This is a genomic window from Coleofasciculus chthonoplastes PCC 7420 (assembly GCF_000155555.1).
Lineage (GTDB): Bacteria > Cyanobacteriota > Cyanobacteriia > Cyanobacteriales > Coleofasciculaceae > Coleofasciculus > Coleofasciculus chthonoplastes_A.
Genome location: NZ_DS989841.1, coordinates 384,036 through 406,402, shown reverse-complemented (window position 1 = coordinate 406,402; position 22,367 = coordinate 384,036). Strand labels below are relative to the sequence as shown.

The 22,367-nt window shown below is 46.6% G+C and carries 20 protein-coding genes; 12 read left to right on the top strand and 8 right to left on the bottom strand.

Features of this window, described 5'->3' with window-relative positions; translation table 11 throughout:
• Nucleotides 1-154 precede the first annotated feature (154 nt).
• The gene (locus MC7420_RS01675) at nt 155-1,447 is read left to right on the top strand and encodes a recombinase family protein (RefSeq protein WP_006097832.1); all 1,293 of its coding nucleotides are present in this window, start codon (nt 155-157) and stop codon (nt 1,445-1,447) included.
• A gap of 192 nt (nt 1,448-1,639) precedes the next feature.
• Complete coding sequence (locus MC7420_RS01670; protein WP_006097968.1) at nt 1,640-2,269, top strand: pentapeptide repeat-containing protein; 630 nt, start codon at nt 1,640-1,642, stop codon at nt 2,267-2,269.
• A 154-nt stretch (nt 2,270-2,423) separates the two neighbouring features.
• Here MC7420_RS01670 and MC7420_RS01665 read toward each other — a convergent pair whose 3' ends face one another.
• Nucleotides 2,424-3,965: a DUF3084 domain-containing protein gene (locus MC7420_RS01665; protein ID WP_006098288.1), complete on the bottom strand. Its 1,542-nt coding sequence runs from the start codon at nt 3,963-3,965 to the stop codon at nt 2,424-2,426.
• A 282-nt stretch (nt 3,966-4,247) separates the two neighbouring features.
• Here MC7420_RS01665 and MC7420_RS01660 point away from each other — a divergent pair, with 282 nt between their 5' ends.
• Entirely contained in the window at nt 4,248-5,405 is a 1,158-nt protein-coding gene (locus tag MC7420_RS01660) for a tetratricopeptide repeat protein (protein ID WP_006097978.1), read from the top strand.
• 154 nt (nt 5,406-5,559) lie between these two features.
• Here MC7420_RS01660 and MC7420_RS01655 read toward each other — a convergent pair whose 3' ends face one another.
• Both MC7420_RS01655 and MC7420_RS01650 read right to left on the bottom strand, forming a co-directional pair.
• Nucleotides 5,560-5,937: a hypothetical protein gene (locus MC7420_RS01655; RefSeq protein ID WP_006098208.1), complete on the bottom strand. Its 378-nt coding sequence runs from the start codon at nt 5,935-5,937 to the stop codon at nt 5,560-5,562.
• 245 nt (nt 5,938-6,182) lie between these two features.
• On the bottom strand, nt 6,183-6,413 hold the full coding sequence (locus MC7420_RS01650; RefSeq protein ID WP_006098146.1) for a hypothetical protein: 231 nt from the start codon (nt 6,411-6,413) through the stop codon (nt 6,183-6,185).
• Between the two features lie 48 nt (nt 6,414-6,461).
• Here MC7420_RS01650 and MC7420_RS43170 point away from each other — a divergent pair, with 48 nt between their 5' ends.
• Entirely contained in the window at nt 6,462-6,587 is a 126-nt protein-coding gene (locus MC7420_RS43170; protein WP_269546241.1) for a hypothetical protein, read from the top strand.
• Here MC7420_RS43170 and MC7420_RS01645 read toward each other — a convergent pair.
• The gene (locus MC7420_RS01645) at nt 6,573-7,511 is read right to left on the bottom strand and encodes a type II secretion system F family protein (RefSeq protein ID WP_006097966.1); all 939 of its coding nucleotides are present in this window, start codon (nt 7,509-7,511) and stop codon (nt 6,573-6,575) included. The genes MC7420_RS43170 and MC7420_RS01645 overlap by 15 nt on opposite strands.
• 127 nt (nt 7,512-7,638) lie before the next feature.
• Between MC7420_RS01645 and MC7420_RS41055 the strand changes: the two genes are divergently transcribed.
• The gene (locus MC7420_RS41055; RefSeq protein WP_006098056.1) at nt 7,639-7,779 is read left to right on the top strand and encodes a hypothetical protein; all 141 of its coding nucleotides are present in this window, start codon (nt 7,639-7,641) and stop codon (nt 7,777-7,779) included.
• Nucleotides 7,780-7,833: 54 nt separating this feature from the next.
• Nucleotides 7,834-8,475 (top strand): hypothetical protein, encoded by a 642-nt coding sequence (locus MC7420_RS01640; protein WP_044204270.1) that lies wholly within the window; start codon nt 7,834-7,836, stop codon nt 8,473-8,475.
• A gap of 108 nt (nt 8,476-8,583) precedes the next feature.
• Here the strand turns inward: MC7420_RS01640 and MC7420_RS01635 are convergent, their stop codons facing one another.
• Complete coding sequence (locus tag MC7420_RS01635; protein ID WP_006098092.1) at nt 8,584-9,222, bottom strand: hypothetical protein; 639 nt, start codon at nt 9,220-9,222, stop codon at nt 8,584-8,586.
• 367 nt (nt 9,223-9,589) lie between these two features.
• On the opposite strand from MC7420_RS01635, the gene MC7420_RS01630 reads away from it, so the two are divergent.
• From MC7420_RS01630 to MC7420_RS01605, 5 genes are all read left to right on the top strand, one after another.
• The gene (locus tag MC7420_RS01630; RefSeq protein ID WP_006098063.1) at nt 9,590-10,426 is read left to right on the top strand and encodes a pentapeptide repeat-containing protein; all 837 of its coding nucleotides are present in this window, start codon (nt 9,590-9,592) and stop codon (nt 10,424-10,426) included.
• 129 nt (nt 10,427-10,555) lie between these two features.
• Nucleotides 10,556-11,077: a photosystem I assembly protein Ycf3 gene (locus MC7420_RS01625; RefSeq protein ID WP_044204267.1), complete on the top strand. Its 522-nt coding sequence runs from the start codon at nt 10,556-10,558 to the stop codon at nt 11,075-11,077.
• A 61-nt stretch (nt 11,078-11,138) separates the two neighbouring features.
• Nucleotides 11,139-11,432 carry an Asp-tRNA(Asn)/Glu-tRNA(Gln) amidotransferase subunit GatC gene (gatC, locus tag MC7420_RS01620; protein ID WP_006097789.1) on the top strand — a complete coding sequence of 98 codons (294 nt, stop codon included), beginning with the start codon at nt 11,139-11,141 and terminating at the stop codon, nt 11,430-11,432.
• A gap of 289 nt (nt 11,433-11,721) precedes the next feature.
• Nucleotides 11,722-12,666, top strand: a complete 945-nt coding sequence (locus MC7420_RS01615; protein WP_006098211.1) for a glutathione S-transferase family protein — start codon at nt 11,722-11,724, stop codon at nt 12,664-12,666.
• A gap of 333 nt (nt 12,667-12,999) precedes the next feature.
• Nucleotides 13,000-15,864 carry a GAF domain-containing protein gene (locus MC7420_RS01605; RefSeq protein WP_006098185.1) on the top strand — a complete coding sequence of 955 codons (2,865 nt, stop codon included), beginning with the start codon at nt 13,000-13,002 and terminating at the stop codon, nt 15,862-15,864.
• A gap of 192 nt (nt 15,865-16,056) precedes the next feature.
• Here the strand turns inward: MC7420_RS01605 and MC7420_RS01600 are convergent, their stop codons facing one another.
• The 3 genes from MC7420_RS01600 to aroA form a co-directional block, all read right to left on the bottom strand.
• Nucleotides 16,057-16,632 (bottom strand): hypothetical protein, encoded by a 576-nt coding sequence (locus MC7420_RS01600; RefSeq protein ID WP_006098180.1) that lies wholly within the window; start codon nt 16,630-16,632, stop codon nt 16,057-16,059.
• Nucleotides 16,633-17,031: 399 nt separating this feature from the next.
• Nucleotides 17,032-18,651 carry a calcium-binding protein gene (locus MC7420_RS34760; protein WP_006097811.1) on the bottom strand — a complete coding sequence of 540 codons (1,620 nt, stop codon included), beginning with the start codon at nt 18,649-18,651 and terminating at the stop codon, nt 17,032-17,034.
• A 367-nt stretch (nt 18,652-19,018) separates the two neighbouring features.
• A complete protein-coding gene (gene aroA, locus MC7420_RS01590; protein ID WP_006098012.1) occupies nt 19,019-20,380 on the bottom strand; it encodes a 3-phosphoshikimate 1-carboxyvinyltransferase in 1,362 nt (453 codons plus the stop codon).
• 263 nt (nt 20,381-20,643) lie between these two features.
• Between aroA and MC7420_RS01585 the strand changes: the two genes are divergently transcribed.
• Nucleotides 20,644-21,945 (top strand): P-loop NTPase fold protein, encoded by a 1,302-nt coding sequence (locus tag MC7420_RS01585; protein WP_006098248.1) that lies wholly within the window; start codon nt 20,644-20,646, stop codon nt 21,943-21,945.
• Nucleotides 21,946-22,367 lie beyond the last annotated feature (422 nt).

Below are 22,367 nucleotides of genomic sequence, written 5' to 3'. Positions count from 1 at the left end.
TTCGTCGTTATTCAAAACCAGGTTTCCTTAAGGATCGGTCAGGGCGGGTTTTGAACAAACGTGATCATCGATAGTGAAACGAAAATCCCTAAACCCGCCCCTACACAGTCAAAATGCAACACCAGGTTCCCTCGAAAGTCGTGAAGGGTCAACAATGCGAATCGTCGCCTACATCTATACTGATCCCCTCTTAGAATCTCCTCCAGATCCAGTTATCTGGGGGTGGGAGGTGGATCACGTCTATCAAGATTTGGGTGGGCGTCAACAGTGGCGACAACTCCTCGCTGACTGTCAAACTGAACCGACTGATTATCTGCTGATCCGCCGTTTAGAAGAACTGGGCGACTCTATTACCCAAGTGAGCGATCGCCTCACTCAAATCCAAGCCCTAGGCGTCATTGTTATGGCAACCGAACAATCCTACTGTTCCCATGACTCCAACTCCCAAACCAACTTACTCCAACTCCTCAGTGAAGTCCAGCAAGAAGCCAGTTCTCGCCGCCTGCGTCAAGGACATGCCCGTAATCGCCTCAATGCCTTACCCCCACCGGGAAAAGCCCCCTACGGCTACCGACGGGGCAAAGACCGCTATATTCTAGATCGCAGTACCGCCCCCTTAGTCAAGGATTTTTTTGACCAATTTCTGCTGTACGGTTCATTACGCGGTGCGGTGCGGTACCTGGAAAAAAAGTATAGTAAAAAAATCTCCGTGGCAACAGGTAAGCGTTGGTTAACCAGCCCCGTCTATCGGGGTGATCTCGCCTATCGCAACGGAGAAGTGATCTGTGACACCCATAGCCCAATTCTCAACCGCGAAGAAGCCGCCCAAATTGACCGTTTGCTGCGTCGCAACCGTCGCCTCCCGTCTCGAACCGCCAGTGCCCCTCGTTCGTTAGCGGGTTTAGTTGTCTGTGGTGAGTGTCAATCTCAGATGAGTGTTACCAGTGTCACTCGCCCCCGCCAAACCTGGGAATATCTTTATCTGCGTCCGGTTAACTGTCCCCAGCGCCCTAAATGCCGTGCGATTCCCTACCAACAGGTTTTAGATTTCACAATTCAAACCATTTGTCAAGAGTTGCCCCGTGCCGTAGCCGGGATAAACCTGCCCAACTTGGATGAGGTCAAGCAATCTCTCAAGAGCAAAATTGCTGAGCAAAAAGGGGTATTAGACCAGCTTAACCACTTAACCGCCACAGGTGTTCTGGATACCGAAACCGCCCAGCTTCGCGCCTATAAGCTTCGCACCGAACAGTCTCAACTCCTTTCCCAGCTTGCTTCCCTACCCCCCGTGAATTTAGGCGCGATCGCACAAACCGTATCCATTCCCCAATTCTGGTCAGATTTATCGGAATCTGAACGCCGATTTTACTTTCGAGAATTTATTCGACAAGTCCAACTCATTCGCCAGGGTAAAGAGTGGCGGCTTCAACTGATTTTTATCTTTTGACAAAAACGGTATCATACAGGAGTCCGAATAGAGTATGATATCTAGCTTGGGTGCATATCGTGACTCATGTAAGTTATCCTGATTATTCCATTCATAGGGGGTAAATGGATAATCCCATCCCAACCAGGTGCAACTGCCTCAAACCACTGATGAATTAGAACGTTAGCGAGAGGCTAAGACCTGGGAATTTTTATGGATGCTGCTGAATTGCTAAAGGGTTATGCTGCCGGAGAGCGAGATTTTGAGGGAGTTAAACTCCGGGGAGCCTATCTGACTGAAGCAATTCTCAATGGGGCGAATCTGAGGCGCAGCGACTTGAGTGGTGCTAATCTCAGTGGCGCTAGTTTAAAAGGATCGAACCTGAGCGAAGCCAATTTGAGTCAAGCCAACTTAAGCGTCGCTAATTTAAGCAAAGCTGAACTCAACGATGCCAATTTAACGGCGGCTGAGTTAGTCAGAGCCACGTTGATTGAATGTAACTTAAAACGTGCGAATTTGACAGAAGCGCATCTGCGGGAAGCTAGCTTGATGTTTGCCAATCTTGCCCAAGCCTGTCTTTATCAAGCTGATTTACACGGCGCGATGCTGCATCAGGCTATTTTACATTGGGCAAGCTTAAAGAATGCAGATTTAATTGGAGCAATCCTACAAGGGGCTGATATGAGGGGTGCTGATCTCTCTCAAGCTTGTTTGATTCGCGCTGATGTATCCAAGGCAATTTTGATGGTTGCTGATCTGCGCGGGGCAATTGTTATGGGGGCTAATTTTAAAGCCGCCATACTCACAGGCGCGGTTTTGCCAGATGGCAAGATGCATCAATAAGTAAGGTCTGCTGAATAAGTGTTGTGGTGAGGGGGAGCGGGGGAAGCGGGGGAAGCGGGGGAAGCGGGGGAAGCTGGGGGAGCTGGGGGAGCTGGGGAAGCTGGGGGAGCGGGGGAAGCGGGGGAAGCTGGGGGAGCTGGGGGAGCAAGGGTGCTTAAGTGCTAAAAACGATTTGTCCATTCTGAATCGCGACTAACTGCATTTTCAATGGTCCGGCTGTAGAGGTTTGGTCTTGGGCGATCGCTCTCACCGCCAGAGGTTGCTCAGATTCGGCTAACTGTTCTATAAAGCGAATCAGGGTAGACGGATCACCATCGGCAACTTGAATCAGACCGAGGACTCCAGCGCGACGGGCGCGAAACTGAGAGGCGGCAAGTAACTGGTCAATGCGCTGTTGCAGTGCCTTATTTGTCAAGGTTGAAGTATCGATAGAAACAGCGGCTAACACCTCCCCCGGTTCAAACACCATTTGATTGAGCGCTGCATCGGCAAAGGCTTGAATCGGTTTTTCGCCAACCACATAGTTTCCGGCGGAGAGAATTCGCACCACATAGTCTTCACCATCTTGAATTTGCTCAATTAACTGTTCGGCTTGGGCTTTTGTAATTTGAATCAGGGGTTCCTTCGGTTCCTCAGATCCGGGCAAAATAATTTCCGTGGCGGTTCGATTGGCTTCCCGCAGGAGTTGATCAACCGCCTCAGATGCGGCTGACGGTTCAACAATACGCACCACCCCAAATGCCAGCACTTGACCGCGCAAAATTGCCACATTGCCCTGACGCAGGGCTTGATAGTTCTGATAATACTGCTCCAGAATATCGACTTGCCGTTCTAAAAATGCCAGTTGTTGTTCTTGCTCTTGGAGTTGTTTGTTACGTTGGGCGATGAGGAGTTCCCGTTGGGCAAGTTCCTCTTCCAGTTGAGCTAAGCGAACTTCCCGTTGGGCGATCGCCTCTTGGAGTTCGGCTTGCAGTTCTTGAAGACGGGCTTCCCGTTGGGCGATCGCCTCCTGAAGACGGGCTTCCCGTTCAGCCATGGTTTCAATCACGTTATCTTTTTGGGCGAGTTCCTGCTCTTTTTCTCTCAGTTGCTGATTTCTCTGCTCAAGTTCCTGGTTTTTTAGCGCCAGTTGCTGGCTGGTTTCCTCCAGTTCCTGATCCCGTTGAGCCACTAACTCTTTAAGCTGGCTAATGTCTGCCCTCAGTTGATTCCGTTGCTCAATTAACTGCCCACGTTCAGCCAAGAGTGACTGAATTTCTGAACGTAGATTACTTGCCTGTTTTGAGATATCTCGCAGTTGAGCTTGAGCCTTCTGGAAATTGCTGTTCAGTTCATCCAGACGCTGTTGTACTTTGGCTTGCTCGGCTCTAGTTTTAGCCAGTTCGCCCTCTACTTGTTGTTTCTGGGCATTAACAACTTCCACATCCCGACGCGCATGTCTAAGTTGTCGCAGAATGTTATCTAATTGAAACACCCCTTCCCGCAGGGATTCACTCAGACCGAAGAGAATACCTAAGGTTGAGGCAGAAATCAAACATCCCGTCATAATCGTGACCACCGTCGCCGTTTTACGAGGACGTAAGTTAAATAAACTCAGCCGCGCCTTGCCAACTTTCGTACCAATGCGATCGCCTAAAGTTGCGAGGACTCCTCCCAACAGTAATATTGCCACGATCAGGATATAAGCGCTGGTCATCACGATGCTACGTCTGTCCAGATACAGCCTATCTTATGGCTGAGGCGGATTATATATTTTTTTTGGGTTCATGGTTCATGGTTCCGCCGAGACAATTCGTCTCTCCGGAGTCTTCCCCGGCTTCCCCGGCTTCCAGACGCGCCATGGCGCGTCTCTACAGGCTTCCCCGGCTTCCCCGCACCTCTGCACCCCTGCTCCTCTGCATTTTTGCTCAAATTGTGCATAAGCTCTCAATCTTCAGAGATAGATGCCATTGAAAGCGATATATCAAGGATATCTACCATGCAACTCAAGCACATTGGACTGACAGCCGTTTTAACCCTCTTAGCAAGTGTCTCCACCTCAACCTCTGCCCTAGCGACTCTACGGTACAGTCCAGAGGGTACACCAAATCCTTATATGCTGGAACTGGAAAATCCTCAGATTGCTCAAACTCCGTCTAGAGAGTTGGTCAACTGGCTCAATAAAGGAATGTCTTTAATCAAAGCCGGAAACTATGCTGAAGCCGTTAAAGCTTATGACCAAGCGATTGAAATCAATGGGGAAAGTGCTGATGCTTGGATGGGTCGCGGGTTTGCTCTATATGGCTTGGAGAAGTATCCAGAAGCCGTTACAGCGTTCAATCAAGCCACGGAACTCGATCCCAGTTTAGTTGGGGCTTGGGTTGGCTTAGGTATGGCTTTAGATGATACAGGCAAACCTGAAGATGCTCTCGCTGCTTATGATCAAGCTTTGAAAGTAAATCCTAACAGTGATTGGGCTTGGTTCCATCGGGGAATTACCCTGGGACGGCTGGAACGTGATCAAGAGGCATTAGAGGCTTATGATCAAGCTGTTCGCATCGATCCAGACTACGAACGGGCGTGGTTCAATCGCGGTTATATCCTGGTGGAATTAGAACGTTATCCAGAAGCAGAAACGTCATTTGCCGAAGTCGTCCGCATTAATCCAAATAGTGAGCCAGGTTGGTTCATGCGCGGTCTGGCGTTGCTGGAAATGGAGCAAAATAATACCGCTCTCAAAGCTTTTGAACGGGTGTTATTAATTAATCCAGAGAATGCTAATGCTTGGTACAACAAGGGCATTATTCTCGAAAACTTAGACGGGGATGATTGGGCAATTTTTACCGTGTTTGACCGAGTAGTACAACTGATACCTGATGATGCGGGTGGCTGGTTTAAGCGAGGGAATGCTTTATTGCGTTTAGATCGCTACGCTGACGCCTTGAATTCTTATGATCGGATGTTAGAACTTGAGCCTGATAGTGAGGTGGGCTGGTATAACCGGGGAATCGCCCTCGCCCTGCTGGAACGGTATCATGACGCGATCGCATCCTTTGATGAAGCCCTACGTATTAACCCAAACAATACAGAGGCGAAGGAACATCGGGACAAATTGCAGGAACTGGTACAGCAGCAACCCCAAGACGCGATCGGATAATCAATTGCTGAGAACAGATACAGGGGCATTTGTCATTTGTCATTTGCCCTTTGTTTTTTGTCCTTTGTCCAATAGCCTTTATATCATGCCATACTGTGTAATAAGTTTATTATACCTGTAGTTATTTTGCAAGCCTCATTAACCTTTTTCCTTTCTACCAAGTGAGTGCTTCTGGCGCTAAATCAAATAACTCTTTAAACTTTGAGATAAACTGTTGCTGACGCTGCATTTCTTTCCAAATTGTGGGATGTTGAACAGTTTCAGGATAGAGAGCCTTTGGTTTAATATGCTCCACTTCATCAGCGACAGAATCTTCACAGTAACCACAGCGACGAGCGCCACAACACATGTGGGTTAAAGTTTGACGCACTTGGCGAAAGGTAGAATTTGTTAGTTTGTTACGTCTGGCAAATGCTTTTTTTCCCTGAGCAACTCTTTCGGCATAATCTTCTAAACAGTTAATTTCGTTTTGCCATACATTTAATTGATTTTGAGCCTTTTTAGGTAAATTTTGATGTGGAAGCCGTATCATTGTTGTGACACTTCAGATTAGGGCTGATTTATTCATTCGGAGTATCTATCGCACTGTATTGGACTGACACAGCTACAATTGTGGAATAGATTTGACCATTGAATCGGGCGCAAAGCTTTGCGCCCCTACGGTTTTTGGATGTGAACATCATTCATCTAATTTAGGTATACCACGCTCATGTTATCGTAAAACATGCTCCTATAAATTATATTTTTATAGGTTTTTTCTATCCAATGAGCATCTTATTAGCATACTTTATGGGGTGAAGTTGGCATCATTGCTCGCAGTTTTTCTTGTTCATTTCGCTCATCTTCACTGAGTTGTTCACGCAGTTCTTTCCGATTCAACTCAGCCAACCGTTTTAACCGATTTTTGGATTCGTCTGATCGGGTCACATCTGCACCAAATGCTTCTGTACCATAAGCATCTAAGACATTACCATAAAGTAAGCGATCTAAATCTTTTCCCGTTACCATGACATTAAGGTTTAAATGCCGAACAGCTTATCTTTCCCACCAAAGCCAATGGTGCAAGAACTGAAATCTACAATAGCTGATGCGATCGCGCTTTTGAGCCAATCCCCCGAAACCCTCTGCGTACCTCTGCGCTTCCCTCTGCGTACCTCTGCGTTGAATTCACTCTGGGAATGAATCCAACAGCACAGATATCCCTCGCACACCCACCACCGCCACCAAACAGCCCATCACCACCAGGCTTAAAACTCGTAAACTAACCTGTAGCGATCGCAGTCGTTGTTCTAATTCGCTGTCATAGTGTTGGGCTAAGGTTTCCAGCGTCTGATCCAAGGTTCCGCTTTCTTCCCCGGTGCTAATCATTTGTAGCGCTGTTGCGGGTAATTTACCCTGGAGACTCTGACTCAATGGTTGACCCATGCGAACGCGCCGCCTAGCCCAAGAGAGTTTGCCTTTCATCACTGTATCTGGGATATGTTCTCGCAGTAAATCCAAGGCGGTGAGGATGGAAACCCCACAACTTAACGGTAATCGTAACTTAGCTAAATAAAGGAGCGATCGCGCCTGCACGATTTGCCCGAAAATAGGTAATCGTCTCACCAGTTGCAGCCACAAGGGACTAGAAAAGTGAGACACTAGGACGATCATCACCCATAATAGCAGTGCGATCGCCAACCCTCTTAACCAAAACTCTGGTTTAATAATTCCTGTTGCATTGGGGTTAAAAATAGCCGCCGTTAACACCAAAAATCCCCAAATTGTCGCTATAGCTGAACGTTTTACCGACCCATATAATCGTTCCTGTCTCGCTTGCGTTTCAGCATCTTCGGCGAGGATTTGACAGGTTTGGGGGAGAGAACCGCTATATTCAGCTAAACGAATTAAGCTAATCGTCCAACGGTTAAAATAACGGCGTTCACAGGTTAAGGCGGTGGCGAAATCTTGACCCGAACCAACAGCGAGACTCACTTTTTGTAAATAGCGTTTAACGGCTGGGTTTAAATCATTTCCCACCAGGGTTAAGCTTTGCTGTAGATTTATACCCGAATTGAGTAATTTAGCAAGCTGGGAGAAAATTTTAGCATTTTGGCGATTTGTCATTTGTCCTGATCTAGGTTTACTACCCCCTTTATAATCCAGTCCGCTTTTAGTGAGATTAGTTTAACCGGATTTGATATCAGACCCCTTCCCACACCCCTGGAGCGAACCTCTCCCTAGTGCAGCGCCCTTGGAAATACTTGAGCAGCTTCGTAGATACGATGAAGCTGGGGAAGCTGGGGGAGATAGTGCTGTTCAGTTATTTCTGCCTTCTTGGACTAGGTTTAGCGACTTTCCAGGAAAAATCGCGATCGCTAACGTTTTCAGGTAAACTCAAATGTTGCTTATTCCAGCCTTATGACCCCCAATCTACGGAGAAATAACCTTGGCTATAGAATTGCGATCCTACGTCTATATCGATAGCTTACAGCCGCAGCACGCAGCATATATGGGGACCGTGGCGCTAGGATTCTTGCCATTACCTGGGGATACGTCGCTATGGATTGAAATCTCACCCGGTATCGAAATTAACCGGATTACCGATGTGGCGCTCAAATCGACCTCTGTACGCCCAGCCGTGCAGATGGTGGAACGACTCTATGGGGTTCTGGAAGTCCATGCGAATAAACAAGGCGAAACCAGGGCGGCGGGGAAAGCGATTTTAGCCGCCCTAGGCGTCGGTGAACGAGAACGTCTTAAACCGCGAGTTGTCTCTAGCCAAATTATTCGCAATATTGACCCCCACCAAACTCAACTGATTAATCGTACCCGACGGGGACAGATGATTTTGGCAGGACAAACCCTTTATGTTTTAGAAGTTGCACCAGCCGCTTATGCTGCTTTAGCCGCTAATGAAGCCGAGAAAGCCGCCTTAATTAATATCTTGCAAATTTCCGCCGTCGGCAGTTTTGGACGCCTCTATTTGGGCGGTGAAGAACGGGATATTCTGGCAGGTTCACAAGCGGCGCTGACAGCACTGGAGAGCGTTCCTGGGCGAGAACATCCCGGCGCTGGTGGGAAGGAGTAAAGTAGGGGAGCTGGGGGAGCTGGGGGAGCAGGGGAAGCTGGGGGAGCTGGGGAAGCAGAGGGAGCAAAGGCAGAAAAAATTCAACCGGATTTCCCCCAAGAAATTTGTTTAACTCTCTTGCAGAACACTTGCCAATCGCTTTAATACCTGTAGCACATCATAAAGCTTATTCTGTCGCAATAACAACAGGGAGAAGACATCAGAAAAATCATAGATAGCTGGGTCTCGGTTCACCAGCTTAATAAACATATACAACCCTCCATCGGTGATCATCCCATAAAGCGGTTTATCACTTTGAGGAGTTGTCATCATATAAGCCAACGCTTGAGGAATTCCGGCTTCAAAGGAAATCGACTTCTTTGATTCTATTACCGCACTCCAAAACTGCCGTTGAAACACTAATGTATCAATCCGACCCCGTAGCTTTTCATCTCGTTCCTCTAGCACAACGTCTACGGAATACTCATTAGTGATTAAAAACGGTTCATCATACAACCCTGCCAACTCCAACAGGTGAGCAACAATCAGCATATTGACTGTTGCTTCCGCCAACTCCCCCTGCATTCGATGGCGCACAAAGCGGCGTTTAATCTTATCCAGAAATGCTCGTTCTGTTTCGGTTAACCCTGGTAAATTATCATGCCACTCCGGAAAAAAGAGATCACTGTCGGCTGGGTTCAGTGTAAACCGCTGCTGAAGTTGAGCCATATTAGTAATGGCTTGAGAAATAGCTAGAGATTGAGTCATATTAATTAAACTCTTTAAAATCTATTTATCTTGTAACTGTAAACCTCCCTTGATCAATAATAATCCTAAATCAGAGTTTTTTGCCCCTATTATAGTTTAGTCCGCGTAGGCGGACTTTGTTTGTGTAGCAGCGATTTCAATCGCCATAGCTGTCTAATCACCCGCGTTGTCGAACTGAAACAGTATCCGCCATCTTGCCATCCGCCCCTTTCCATTGAACAATAGGTGAGGTGAATGTTTAAAAATTTAAGAGAGAGCGGTTCCTCAGTCGAGGACATACACGAAAATAAGGTTCCGCATCAGACAGGAAATTTTCATATAGAAATCGGCAATAGATTAAGAGTGAACGGTAAAGCGGGAGACGCGAATGGCAAATTTAGAGCATCTGAAATTACTTCAACAAGGTGCAGTGGGCTGGATTAAATGGAGAAATCGGCATCACACCATAGAACCTGATTTGAGCGAGGCTAACCTAGAAGGCGCTAACCTCAGAGGCGCTAACCTGAAGCACGTTAACCTAAAAGGGGCGCAGTTAGAATCCGCTAATTTAATCACGGCAAATCTGACAAAAGCAAACCTGAGCCTTGCTTATCTGAGTCTGGCTTGTATGATTGACGCCAATCTCATCGAAGCTTCCTTAGTCAGCGCTCATCTGATGCAAGCGGAACTCAGCTATGCTGATTTAAGCCATGCTAACTTAATCGGGGCTGATCTCAGAGGCGCTAAGTTGATGAACGTTAATCTGAGTCATGCTAATTTAATTGGCACCGACTTCAGAGAGGCAAACTTAAAAGGCGCAATGCTCAATGAAGCTAATTTGAGACGCAGTAACCTCAGTGACGCCAGCCTGATTCATGCCCATCTTAACCGGGCTAACCTTACCGATGCGAATCTCCATGAAGCCGAATTGATTGGTGCTTACCTCTACCAAGCTGACTTGGAAAGAGCTAATCTGAGTCAGGCTCATTTGGGTGGTGCTTATCTGTTTGGGGCAAATCTGGGCGCTGCCGATTTAGAGGGAACAGATTTGAGATGGGCGAATATTACAGGCGCAAATCTCCAAGCCGCTAATCTCAAAGGTGCTAGATTGGAAGGCGCTCATCTGAACAAAGCTAACCTGACAGGGGCAGTTTTAGATGATTTTACCCTAGAGGGTGCTAGTCTCCAAGGGACAATTTTGCCCGATGGGACGATTCATAGATAGGGGAGATGGGGGGAGCAGAGGGAGCAGGGGGTGGGTTGAGTCACATCAGGGTGACAACAAACAATCTCTGATCGAGTGCATCCCAGACACGCTACGATAATTGACAACCGGGATAATTGGGAAGCAACTATGCCACGAACACAGCGTAACGATAACTTTGTTGACAAAACCTTCACGGTAATGGCAGATCTCATTCTTAAGGTTTTGCCCACCAACAAGAGAGCGAAAGAAGCGTTCGTCTATTACCGAGATGGTATGTCGGCTCAGGGAGATGGCGAATATGCTGAAGCTTTGGATAATTACAAGCAAGCGTTGGAGTTAGAAGAAGATTCCTATGACCGCAGCCTGATTCTGTACAATATGGGGTTGATTTACACCAGCAACGGTGAGCATGAGACAGCATTAGAGTACTATCAGAAAGCCCTCGACTCTAATCCCCGTCTCCCCCAAGCGCTGAATAATGTTGCTGTCATTTACCATTTCCAAGGTGAGAAGGAGAAGGAAGCGGGAAATGATGAAGCTGCAGAAAAGTTGTTTGATCAAGCCGCCGACTATTGGAAACGAGCTATTCGTCTGGCTCCCAATAACTACTTGGAAGCGCAAAACTGGCTGAAAACCAGTGGGCGTTCAGCTATTGATATCTATTTTTAGTGTTCGTCATTTGTCATTTGTCATTGACTAGGGAATAATCAAAAAATAACAATCAACAACCATGATTGACCTAGAACAAGTTCGCAAAGTCGCTAATCTGGCACGTTTGGAGTTGACTCCTGAAGAAGAGGAGCAATTTTTGCCGCAGCTTAATAGCATTTTGGAATACTTTCAACAGCTTAGTGAATTAGATACGGAAAATGTTCCGCCAACGACCCGAGCTATTGATGTTAGTAATGTGACTCGACCTGACCAACTTCAACGGTATCCGGCGCGGGATGCTTTATTGGCAGAATCTCCTGACCAAGATGGGGACTTTTTTAAAGTGCCGCAAATCCTCAGTACGGAAGAGTAACGCTAAATTGCTCCTTTGTCTTTGGTCATTTCAGGTTCTCTGAGAATCACCAAGGACGAAGGAGGATAAATGCCAATCTATAGTAGGGGCGGGTTTAGCCATTTAGGTAAGTTGGTTACTAATAACTTATCACCAAAACCCGCCCCTGGTTCAAAGGACAATTTGGTGTCCCCATGAATTAATAAATATTAAGTTTTTTAAAAAATATCGATAAAATGATGAAATAGAGAATTGAAAAACCAAAATTTGGGATAATTAACTAACAAATAGATTGGAATAGAAAGAAAATATGGCAACTGGAATGCTGGTGAATGGACAATGGACGAAGGAACCTTACCAGCAAGACCCTGAGGGGCGATTTAAACGAAATCCGACTAAGTTCCGTAACTGGGTGAGTGCGGATGGTTCTACGGGGTTTAAAGCTGAGTCTGGACGCTACCATCTCTATGTCTCTCTGGCTTGTCCTTGGGCGCACCGCACGCTGATTATGCGGAAATTGAAGGGGTTGGAGGAGGCGATTAGCCTGTCCATTGTTGACCCGTTTATGGATGAAGATGGATGGGAATTTTCTGAGGCTCCCGGTTGTATCCCGGATATGGTTCATGGCGCTCGTTATCTGCGAGAGGTTTATCTAAAAGCAGACCAAAACTGTACCGGACGAGTGACAGTCCCTGTGCTTTGGGATAAAGAAAAGAATACGATCGCGAATAATGAATCCCGTGAAATTATCCGCATGTTCGATACGGAGTTTGAGGCGATCGCGAAATCTCAAGTTAGCTTCTATCCCGATCATCTGCAAGAGGAAATCGATCGCGCGATTGACAGAATTTACCAACCAATCAACAATGGTGTCTACCGCGCTGGGTTCGCTACGACTCAGACGGCTTATGACGAGGCGGTAACCGAACTTTTTGAAGCACTAGACTATTGGGAAGGGGTGCTATCCCAGCAAGCTTATCTGTGTGGCGATCGCATCACAGAAGCGGATTGGTGTATGTTTACTACCCTGTTTCGCTTTGACCCCGTTTACTACGTGCATTTTAAGTGCAACTTACGTAGAATTAGTGATTATCCCTATCTAGGAAATTATCTCAAAGATCTCTATCAGCAACCGGGCGTTAGCGATACCTGCAACCTTGACCAGATCAAGCAACATTATTACAAGAGTCATCCCCACATTAATCCCACTCGCATTGTACCCAAAGGTCCTGTGATTGATTGGGTCGCTGGGTAAGTGTTGAGTGTGTAGGGGCGGGTTTAGGGATTTTCTGCTCGCTGTTGATGATCACGTTTGTACAAAACCCGTCCTGACCAAGTTTTGAACGAACTCCCCCAGCTCCCCAAATTCCTACCAATAGAGTAAAGTCTATTCAGGAGCAACCATAATTTAGTATTATTGTCAATATTATTTAGATAAGGATCTTGAGATCGGTAGAGTCTAATTTGAGCCATCGGTAAGGTAGCATCTGAGATAGTCCATAGAGATTGATCACAGCTCCTGAACCCTAATCACCACCCGACTAGCAAGAGAAGGCAAGCTGCCAAGGCGTTTACACCAGGTTGCACTATGATTTCAAATTTATCTGAACAGTCCCATTATCCAGAAAGTGCGAGTAGCGGATTACAAATTGCCAGAGGATTAAAAGCTAAATCACAAAACTATAAACGATTGCTGGTTGAGGTGCTGAAATGGACAGGAGGACAACCATTCCTCACCCAGCAGCTTTGTCGCTTAATCGCCCAAGCGCCGGATGCGCCGTCGAAAGGAACGGAAGCGGAATGGGTGGAAAACTTAGTGCGATCGCACTGGATTGAGAATTGGGAAGAACAACCGGAACTGATGCATTTGCAGACGATCCGCGATCGCTTACTCAGACGCAAACACCGCAGTCTGAAGCTGTTGCAGGTGTATCAGCGAATTCTCCAACAGGGAGAAGCGATCGCCAATGACAGTTCCGAACAGAAGGAACTGCGGATGATGGGGTTAATCCTCAAGCATCAAGGAAAAGTTAGGATTCACAATCGCATCTATGAATCGGTATTTAACCAAGAATGGGTCAATAAGGCTTTAAAAACCATCCAAGCTGATTTAGAACCAGGCGACTCGGAATTTCTCAAAGCCTTAGCCGAATTAGAACGCAAACTCCTGGTTTCCCAGGTGGAAATCTTATCCAAAGCCGATACAGAATCCGAGGATGAAGGTTCGGCGCAAGCCCTTTATGAGGTGCTGCGCGATGTTACCTCGAAAGTCGGCGAATTACTGGGTGCGGATCGCGCCACCATTTTCTTACTCAATGACGAGAAGACAGAACTCTGGTCATTAGTGGCGGAGAATGAAGAAGGTGAATTTCTGGATATTCAGGTGCGAGTCGGGGAAGGGATAGCGGGTCATGTGGCTCAGGATAAAAAAGTTATCCATATTCCCGACAACGTTTATGAAGATCCCCGCGCCGCGCTGGTTAAGGAATTTGACAAAAAATATAATTACCGCACCGAGAATATCTTGGCATTTCCGATCTTAAGTGAAAGCCAAGAAGTGATTGCGGTCATTCAGTTACTGAATAAGTTACCGGGCGATGAGCAATCCGACAAACGACCCAAAGGATTCACCACCCTAGACTTAGAACGGTTGGCAAAATGCGTGGTTCCGGTGCGGCGGATTTTGGAAAGTTGCCAATCCTGTTACAAGGTAATGAAGAAGCTGCGGGCGACAGCCGCCTTAGCCGAAGCCACGCGATCGCTCGATCAGATTAACTTAGATACTAAGGCGATTTTGCAACGGGTAATGAATACCGCCAAGAAGCTGCTGAACGCCGATCGCAGTACCTTATGGTTAGTGGATCGCGATCGCGGCGACTTGTGGACGGAACTTCCAGGGAAAGGAGAGGTTCGCTGTGATGTTGGGGTTGGCTTTGTGGGTCAAGTGGCGCAAACCCGCCAACCGATGATTATCCCCTTCGATCTCTACGATCATCCCAGTGCAGAAAATGCCAAGAAAACCGATGAACAAACCCGCTACCGCACCTGTAGCCTCCTCTGTATGCCCGTTGTCAGTCCAGATGGGGAATTATTAGGCGTAACCCAATTAATCAACAAGCGCAAACCTGGGGATCATCCAGAGTATAACCGAGACGAGTGGCCCCACGTTCCCAGCTACTTTAAAGCGAGTTTTGATAAAAATGACCGCCAGTCTATGCAAGTCTTTAACGAACGAGTGGGTGTAATCCTGCAATTCGTCAAGACTCATGAGACCCTAAAACAGCTTGCTCAAATTGAGCCAAAAGAATCTGTTTATAATACCCTAGCAATTCTCAGTAATTCCGTTGCCGATCAGAGTGATGAAGCGCTCTACAATGCCCTGTATTATACGTTGAGCTTTGTCACCAACTCGATTAACAAACTCTTGGGCGCGGAACAGACCACAATTTTTCTCCTGGATGCCGAACAAAGCATCTTTTGGTCATTAGTCTGGAATCCCAGAACCCTAAATGCTCAAGAGATTCGGGTATCTGCCACTCTAGGAATCGCCAGTAAAATGGTTGAATCGCGTTCAGTCAAAGCCAGCAAAAACCCCAGTAAACTGAATGATCTGTTAGTCCATATGGGTTTAGAACCCGACGCGATCAACACTGTGGAAAACATGTTGTTATTCCCAGTGGTGGACTCCAAAGGGAAAGTGATTGCGATTATTCGGTCATTTAACAAATTCCTCTTTACCTATGAATCGGGGGGAACGTTATCCGAAACCATCGAAATCAATGGCTTTACCCAAGCCGATGCCCAGAAATTGCATGAACGTATGGCATCCACATTGCCCATTCTGCAAGGCTTCCAAGCGTTTCACCGGGAAATCCGCAATCTTCAGGAACAACGCAAGGCGATCGATCCCCTCTATCAAGCGATTAGTTTAGTCAGTAGCAGTAGTGGTGGAAATGCTGAAGAAGTCATCCAAACGGTGATGCAAGCCGCCAAACAACTCACCCATGCGGATCGCACCACCCTTTGGTTAATTGATTACTCAACTCAGGAATTATGGACAAAAATTCCCCAAGCCGATGGTTCTTTAATGGAAACACGAGTACCTTTAGGAGAGGGATTTGCTGGAAAAGTTGCCCAAACGGGTCAACCCTTAAACATTCCCTTTGACCTCTACGAACATCCCGATTCTGATATTGCTCGCCGAACAGACGCCAAAACTCATTATCGGACCTGTAGTCTGTTATGTATGCCGGTTTTAAGTTGTGATGGTGAATTACTCGCTGTTACCCAACTCGTGAATAAACGTCACACTGATGATACGACGGAATATGATCCATCCCAGTGGCCCCAAGTTCCTGAGTATTTTAAAGCCAGTTTTGATGAAAATGATCAACGGGACATGGAAATTTTTAACAATCAAGTGGGTGTTGTACTTCCCGGTATCATGCGTTAAGTTAAGTCAGTTTAAAAAGAGATACCATGGCATCTCTTTTTTGACCCTTCATCACCTTCGGGGAACCTGATTTGTAGGGGCGGGTTTAGGGATTTTCTGGTCACTATTGATGGTAATGTTAGTGCAGAACCCGCCCTGACCGATCCTTGGCTTCGCTCAAGGATATAATTTTGAGGAACCCATGAACAATTTTTAACTGCTAAATACCTGAGCCAAATCTTCATTGGACGTTCCCAAGATGCGTGCTAGTCGATTCAGTTCGCTATCACTGAATCCATCCCGTACTTCAATTAACTCTTCCACGGATTTTCCCAAGATTCGGGATAATGACTTAAGCTGGCTATCCGGAATATCTTTACCTTGGAAAATATCTTTAAGTTGTTGCGGTGCTAATTTGTAAGAGGCACAAAACCGAACAAATTCTCGATTACTGATATCGAGAGCTTGCTGCCGTTCTCTGAGTAAGAACGCGATCGCACGAGTTCCATGTTCCGGACGTTTGGCTTTGTCCAGATAGTCTTGGATACGCCTGTCCAAATGATTCATGCTAATCCCAGCTTGTTTAAGCAAGTCGATACAGGCTAGTTTTAAGGCTTTATTTAACATTTCATTTTCTTCGTGGAGTCGTTCGTACTCATTAAAGATTTCCACCATCTTCGCCGCAAATTCTGGCGTACAAAACCCAACTTCCATATCCTCGCAGGAAATGGCAATATAGGAGCGGTAGTGATTCAGTTGTAAACGCAATGTCTGGTTATTTGGGCGCATAAGTCCAACGTTTTTAGTAAAAAAACTATTCTAGGGGAGTTATTTGACCAATTGTGCCAAAGTATAGTTCATAAGGATAGTGGCGTAGAATGCAAGAGTTTATAATATAGCGCCTCCGCCAAAAAATTGGTGATCTTGCTCTCCCACCTGACTGATGAATGTTGGAGAATTAGACTAATCCCAGCCAAGCTTATTCCGAGACTGTCTTCAGCTTACCTGCTAATACACCCTATTTATCCAGCACAAGACCATCGGATAGTCAGTTCCATGAACATTGTAAAGGAACGAGGCAAGGGAATTCTGACGCTCTATACTTGCTTACAATAAAGCCCCATCCTAGCCGATAGCTAGAATGGGGTGGGGATTGTGGCTTATGTTCAAAACTGGAGTTTTGGCTTTCTAAGCAAAGAGCAAACTGTCACTGTTCAGACTTGGACCAAAAGGCGACGTGTCTTGCAGAATCGCAATCAGGTCGTCTCCAAAAAATATGCCTGTTCCTTCCGGGAGTCCATCAGGGGATGCACCGAAACTAAATGTAGGAGGAGTCGCCTCAACCCCACTAAGTTCGATAGTGTAGTCCCCACTTGAGAAGCCTCCCCCAGGGAAGCTAGGTGGTGATCCCACTGGGTCATTATTGAAGCTGGAAATTGCCAGAAAATAGGTTCCGGGTGCTAAAGGATCAAAAGATGAATCGGAAATGGTCGATTGCAGCGTACCACTGGAGTCGTCGTTTTGACGAACCAACAAGCCACTATCGTCAAACAGGAACAACTGCGTGTCGAACGTCGCACCACCCACGGTTGTGGCAGAAAATGTTCCACCGCCATCTAAACTGATTTGGAACAAGTCAACGTCGTTATTGTTAGCAACGGTTCCGGTAATCGAGTCTAAGGTTCCCGAACCACCCGGAATGACTTGGGCATCAAAAAGAGTCTGTCCGGCATCACCCTCTTCACTGACACTAACAGAGCCAGTGGGATTTTCAGCGAATTGTATGATATCTTCGCCAAAAATGAAGTCTGTAATCAGGGCATAGTCATTATTCCCTTCACCCACATAGAATACCTGATCGTCTTGTCCGAGGACAAAGGTATCAACTCCTTCACCGCCACTGAGGGTATCAATCTCACCTTGACCAAATCCAAAGGTTGGCACAAAGGGGTCAACGCCAATGAGTGTATCATTCCCCGCGTCACCAGAAAGGGAATCATTGCCGACACCGGCTACGAGGAAGTCGTCATCGTCTCCACCAACGAGACTATCATTACCAAGGCTACCAAAGAGTATATCTGCACCAGCTCCCCCATCGAGCAGGTCATCCCCAGCTTCGCCGTCGGCTAAGTCGTTACCATCCTCGCCAAAAACTTGGTCATTACCAGCACCGAGAAAGAAGCGATCATTACCCAGTCCACCAAAGGCTTGATCGTTTCCGTCTCCACCATTAATAATGTCATCCCCAGCGTTACCGTTGAGCAAGTCATCTCCCGCATCACCAAACATGCGGTCATTCCCATTACCACCATTGAGGATATCAGCCTCGTCGCCGCCACTGAGGAAGTCATCCCCATCGTCACCCTCAAGAATATCATTGCCAGCGCCACCGTTTAGGTTATCGTTGCCATTCCCTCCATTAAGGATGTCATTTCCATCTTCACCGTGGAGAACATCATCACCATTACCTCCGTCAAGACCATCATTGCCAGCTCCCCCAAATAGGACATCAAAGCCTTCGCCACCAAAAATAATGTCATTCCCGATGACACCAAAGACTTGAGAGTCCCCAAAGATTAGGTCGTTACCATCCTCGCCGAAAAGGAGGTCATCACCGCCACCACCAATAATAATGTCAACTCCTGCGCCCCCAAAAACAACGTCATTACCGTCGAGACTGAATATGCCGTCATCACCGTCGAATCCAAAGATGCGATCGCTCTGATTGGTTCCCACTGTGATATCGTTCCCTGGCGTACCAATAATTGCGCCAAGATTAAGCGTTGAGGTTGTGGCTAATGAAGCCATTTCAGCTTCCACATTCGGTAGTAATTGTACCGGCGGAACTAGGTTGTTTTTTAAGTCAAATTGAACTAGATTGATGATAAACTCTGAAATTTTAGAGTATGAAACATTTGAAGAGTAAGCACCCATCTTTTTCCTATCCTTTAAAAAGGTATTGGAATGAATTGTAAACATGAAATACTAAATTGCTGGTTAAGGTCAGGTTAAATAGAAAAAAACTTTCATTTATCGCTGGTTTAGCGATATTTATTGATGTTTTATTCATCCGGGAGAATGATGCATTTTGCGGAAAGATATGCTAATAAAGATCGGGAGACAGACCGACAAGGGGGACAAGTGAAGATAACAGAGGATTTTCCCTCTTCCCCAATCACGTCGGAGAGTCTGGATTGCAGAGGCGTTGTAATGTGGTGGTAAAGTCAGGGTAAGAAATGGTGGCGGCTTCAGCGCCGTGGATGGTGGTGATTCCTTGGGCGTTGAGGGCGGCGATCGCCAGACTCATGGTAATCCGGTGATCGGTATGACTGTCAACCTCTGTACCTGTTAGCGGCGTGTTTCCGGTGATTTCTAATCCATCGGGGAGTTCTGTAATTGTTGCACCCATCCGGTTTAACTGAGACGCCATAACCGCGAGGCGATCGCTTTCTTTGACCCGAAGTTCTGCGGCGTCGCGAATTACTGTGGTTCCTTGGGCGAAAATCGCCGCAACTGCCAAAATGGGAATCTCATCAATCATACGGGGAATTAACGCCCCAGAAATCTCACAAGCCTTAAGGCGACTATAGCGAACACGGATATCAGCCACGGGTTCTCCCGCTACTATCCGTTGATTCTCCAACTGAATATCCGCATTCATCATCGCCAGGGCGTCTAAAATACCCGTGCGGGTGGGATTAACCCCGATATTTTCAATTAATAAGTCAGAATCCGGGACAATCGCCCCAGCCACTAACCAAAAGGCGGCGGAACTAATATCACCGGGAACAATCACCGTTTGTCCCTGGAGTTGCGCTGGACCCGTGACTGTAGCACTGTGGGTGTCTGGGTCAACGGTGATTTTAGCCCCAAATGCTTTAAGCATTCGTTCACTATGGTCACGAGACAACGCAGGTTCTGTTACGGTTGTTTCCCCTTGTGCCATTAACCCCGCTAACAGGATACAGGATTTAACTTGGGCAGAAGCGATCGGGGAATGGTAATGAATTGGCTTAAGCTGTTGTCCCTGAATCGCCAGAGGCGCTAATGAACCATTCCCCCGCCCCCAGATTTGCGCCCCCATTTGTTGCAGAGGATGAACCACACGAGACATGGGGCGCGATCGCAAGGAATTATCCCCGGTTACCGTAAAAAAGCGTCCAGGCTGGGAAGCTAAAAGTCCCAGCATCAGCCGCAGAGTCGTCCCAGAGTTGCCTGCATTTAAGATATCCAGAGGTTCTTGTAATTCTCCCACACCCACGCCCTTAACGATAACCTCGTCGGCGTTCAGTTCCGAGATAGTTGCGCCCATCCCTTGGAAACAACGGGCGGTACTGCGGGGATCATCCCCCAATAGGAGTCCCTGGATGCGGGTTTCCCCTTGCGCGATCGCCCCCAACATTAAAGCACGGTGGGAGATAGATTTATCACCGGGAACCTGGATATTCCCTTTCAGGAACAATCCCGATGGTGGGCGGGTGATAATTAAATCGAGTTGAGTTTCGATTTGCTTCAGGGTGACAACCGTAACGGGCATAGGTATGGAGGGGTTTAACAGGGGCGACATAAAATTGTATCAAAGAATTGTATTAGGGAAGTGTAGAGACGTGCCATGGCACGTCTGGGATCAGGGGAAGATGAATGATCCATGATTATGTAGGGGCGGGTTTCACAACTATCGTTTTTTTTTCGTCCTAATGTCACTAAACCCGCCCCGCCCAAATGATGAATAAGCTGTTCCCTGTTCCCTGTTCCCTGTTCCATAACAAATGACAAATGACAAATGACAAATGACGAATAATGACTAACTCAAAATTTTGGAAACCCGTTTATCAACTGTTTAAACCCGAAGAACCGCTAGAAAAGCCTGAAGATATTCGGGATTTTTATGTTTCGCGATCGGATAGTCCCGTTGAAGATTTAGTCAACGCCTTAGAAATGGAAGATGACCCCGCCCAATTTTTACTATCGGGTCACACAGGTAGCGGGAAAACCACAGAATTACACCGCGTTGAACAGTGTTTAGCTAATAACTATACCGTCATCTGGATTGACACCGCCACCGCCCTTGACCGTTATAATATCGGTTATGCCGAAGTCGTCGTCTTAATTGGTCAGGAAATTTGTCGTCAAGCGATTAAACCGGGGTGGTGGTCACGCAAAGATGACCGTTTACTCAAGGATTTAGAAAACAGTCTCAAAACTGTTATTTATCAGGATAAAACTAATGCTGTTGAAGGACTCGCCTTGCCCGATCTGCTGACTAAAATGGGCATGACCCTAAAACTAGGGCTAACGCGAGAAATGACAAGAAGCCTGAATATTCGTCCACTGTTAAGTGAAATTATCGCTAAAGTGAATGCAATTATTCAAGCAGCGGAAAAAGATAGAAAGCAAAAACTATTAGTGATTGTCGATGGATTGGATCGTCATGATCAGATGACCGCCTTAGAAATGTTTGCCAGTCCCCTGCTGACAGAACTCAATTGTCATATTATTTACACCATTCCCATTTCCCTGCGGTATTCTCCCAGTTTTCGCCAACCAATGCAGCGATTTCAAGACTGTTTAGACTTGGCAAATATTCCCGTATTTGAATGTGACGCCAATTTATGTCCCACAACCCAGCCGGATCAGGTAGGGCGACAGATATTGAAACAAGTGATTGAAAAGCGATTAGCGCGATTAACCCATTATAATACCCAGGACTTATTTACTCCAGAAGCATTAGAACTACTGTGTGAAAAAAGTGGGGGAGTCATGCGAGATTTAATTCGTTTAGGGCGGACAGCCTGTCAAGTGGCGGTGAAAAAGAAAGCCACCTCTGTGGATCAAGCTATTGCGGAACAAGCGGTGAAAGAAGAACGACAAGCCTATACGATTAGTGATTACCAGTTTCCAGAATTAGCCGCAATTCACCGAACTGGACGATTAACCACAAAAACCCATACCTTGCCAAATAAAGGAGAATTTGTGATTAGCGATGAACTCCTACAAAATAAATTTGTTTTAGGCTATTACGATGAAAATCAGAATCCTTGGTTTGATGTCAATCCGATATTGATTGAAGACTTACAGCGATGGCAAGCAACTCAAGGGTGATTTGTCATTTGTCATTCGTCATTTGTCATTTGTCATTCGTCATTCGTCATTCGTCATTCGTCATTTGTCATTCGTAGGGTGGGTTAGGCGGTGTTAAATTTAGGAGATAACCATTCAATTCAATATCCGCAGTAACCCACCAACATCCTGAAATGTCATCATATAAAATCTCGGATGACCACATTTTTAATCCAACTGCAAACCCCTTACGTAGGGGCGCACCGACGTGCGCCCTATCACTAATGTACGCTACCCGTTTGTATCATCAGCCGATATTTTGTGGGGTTTTCTTCGTCAACCTAACCTACAATTAAATACATTTCCACCCTCATCCCCTAACCCCTTCTCCCATCAAGGGAGAAGGGGAACTATAACTTGGCGTAACCGGGTATCAAATTCCTCTCAATTCTTGTGCTTCCCTC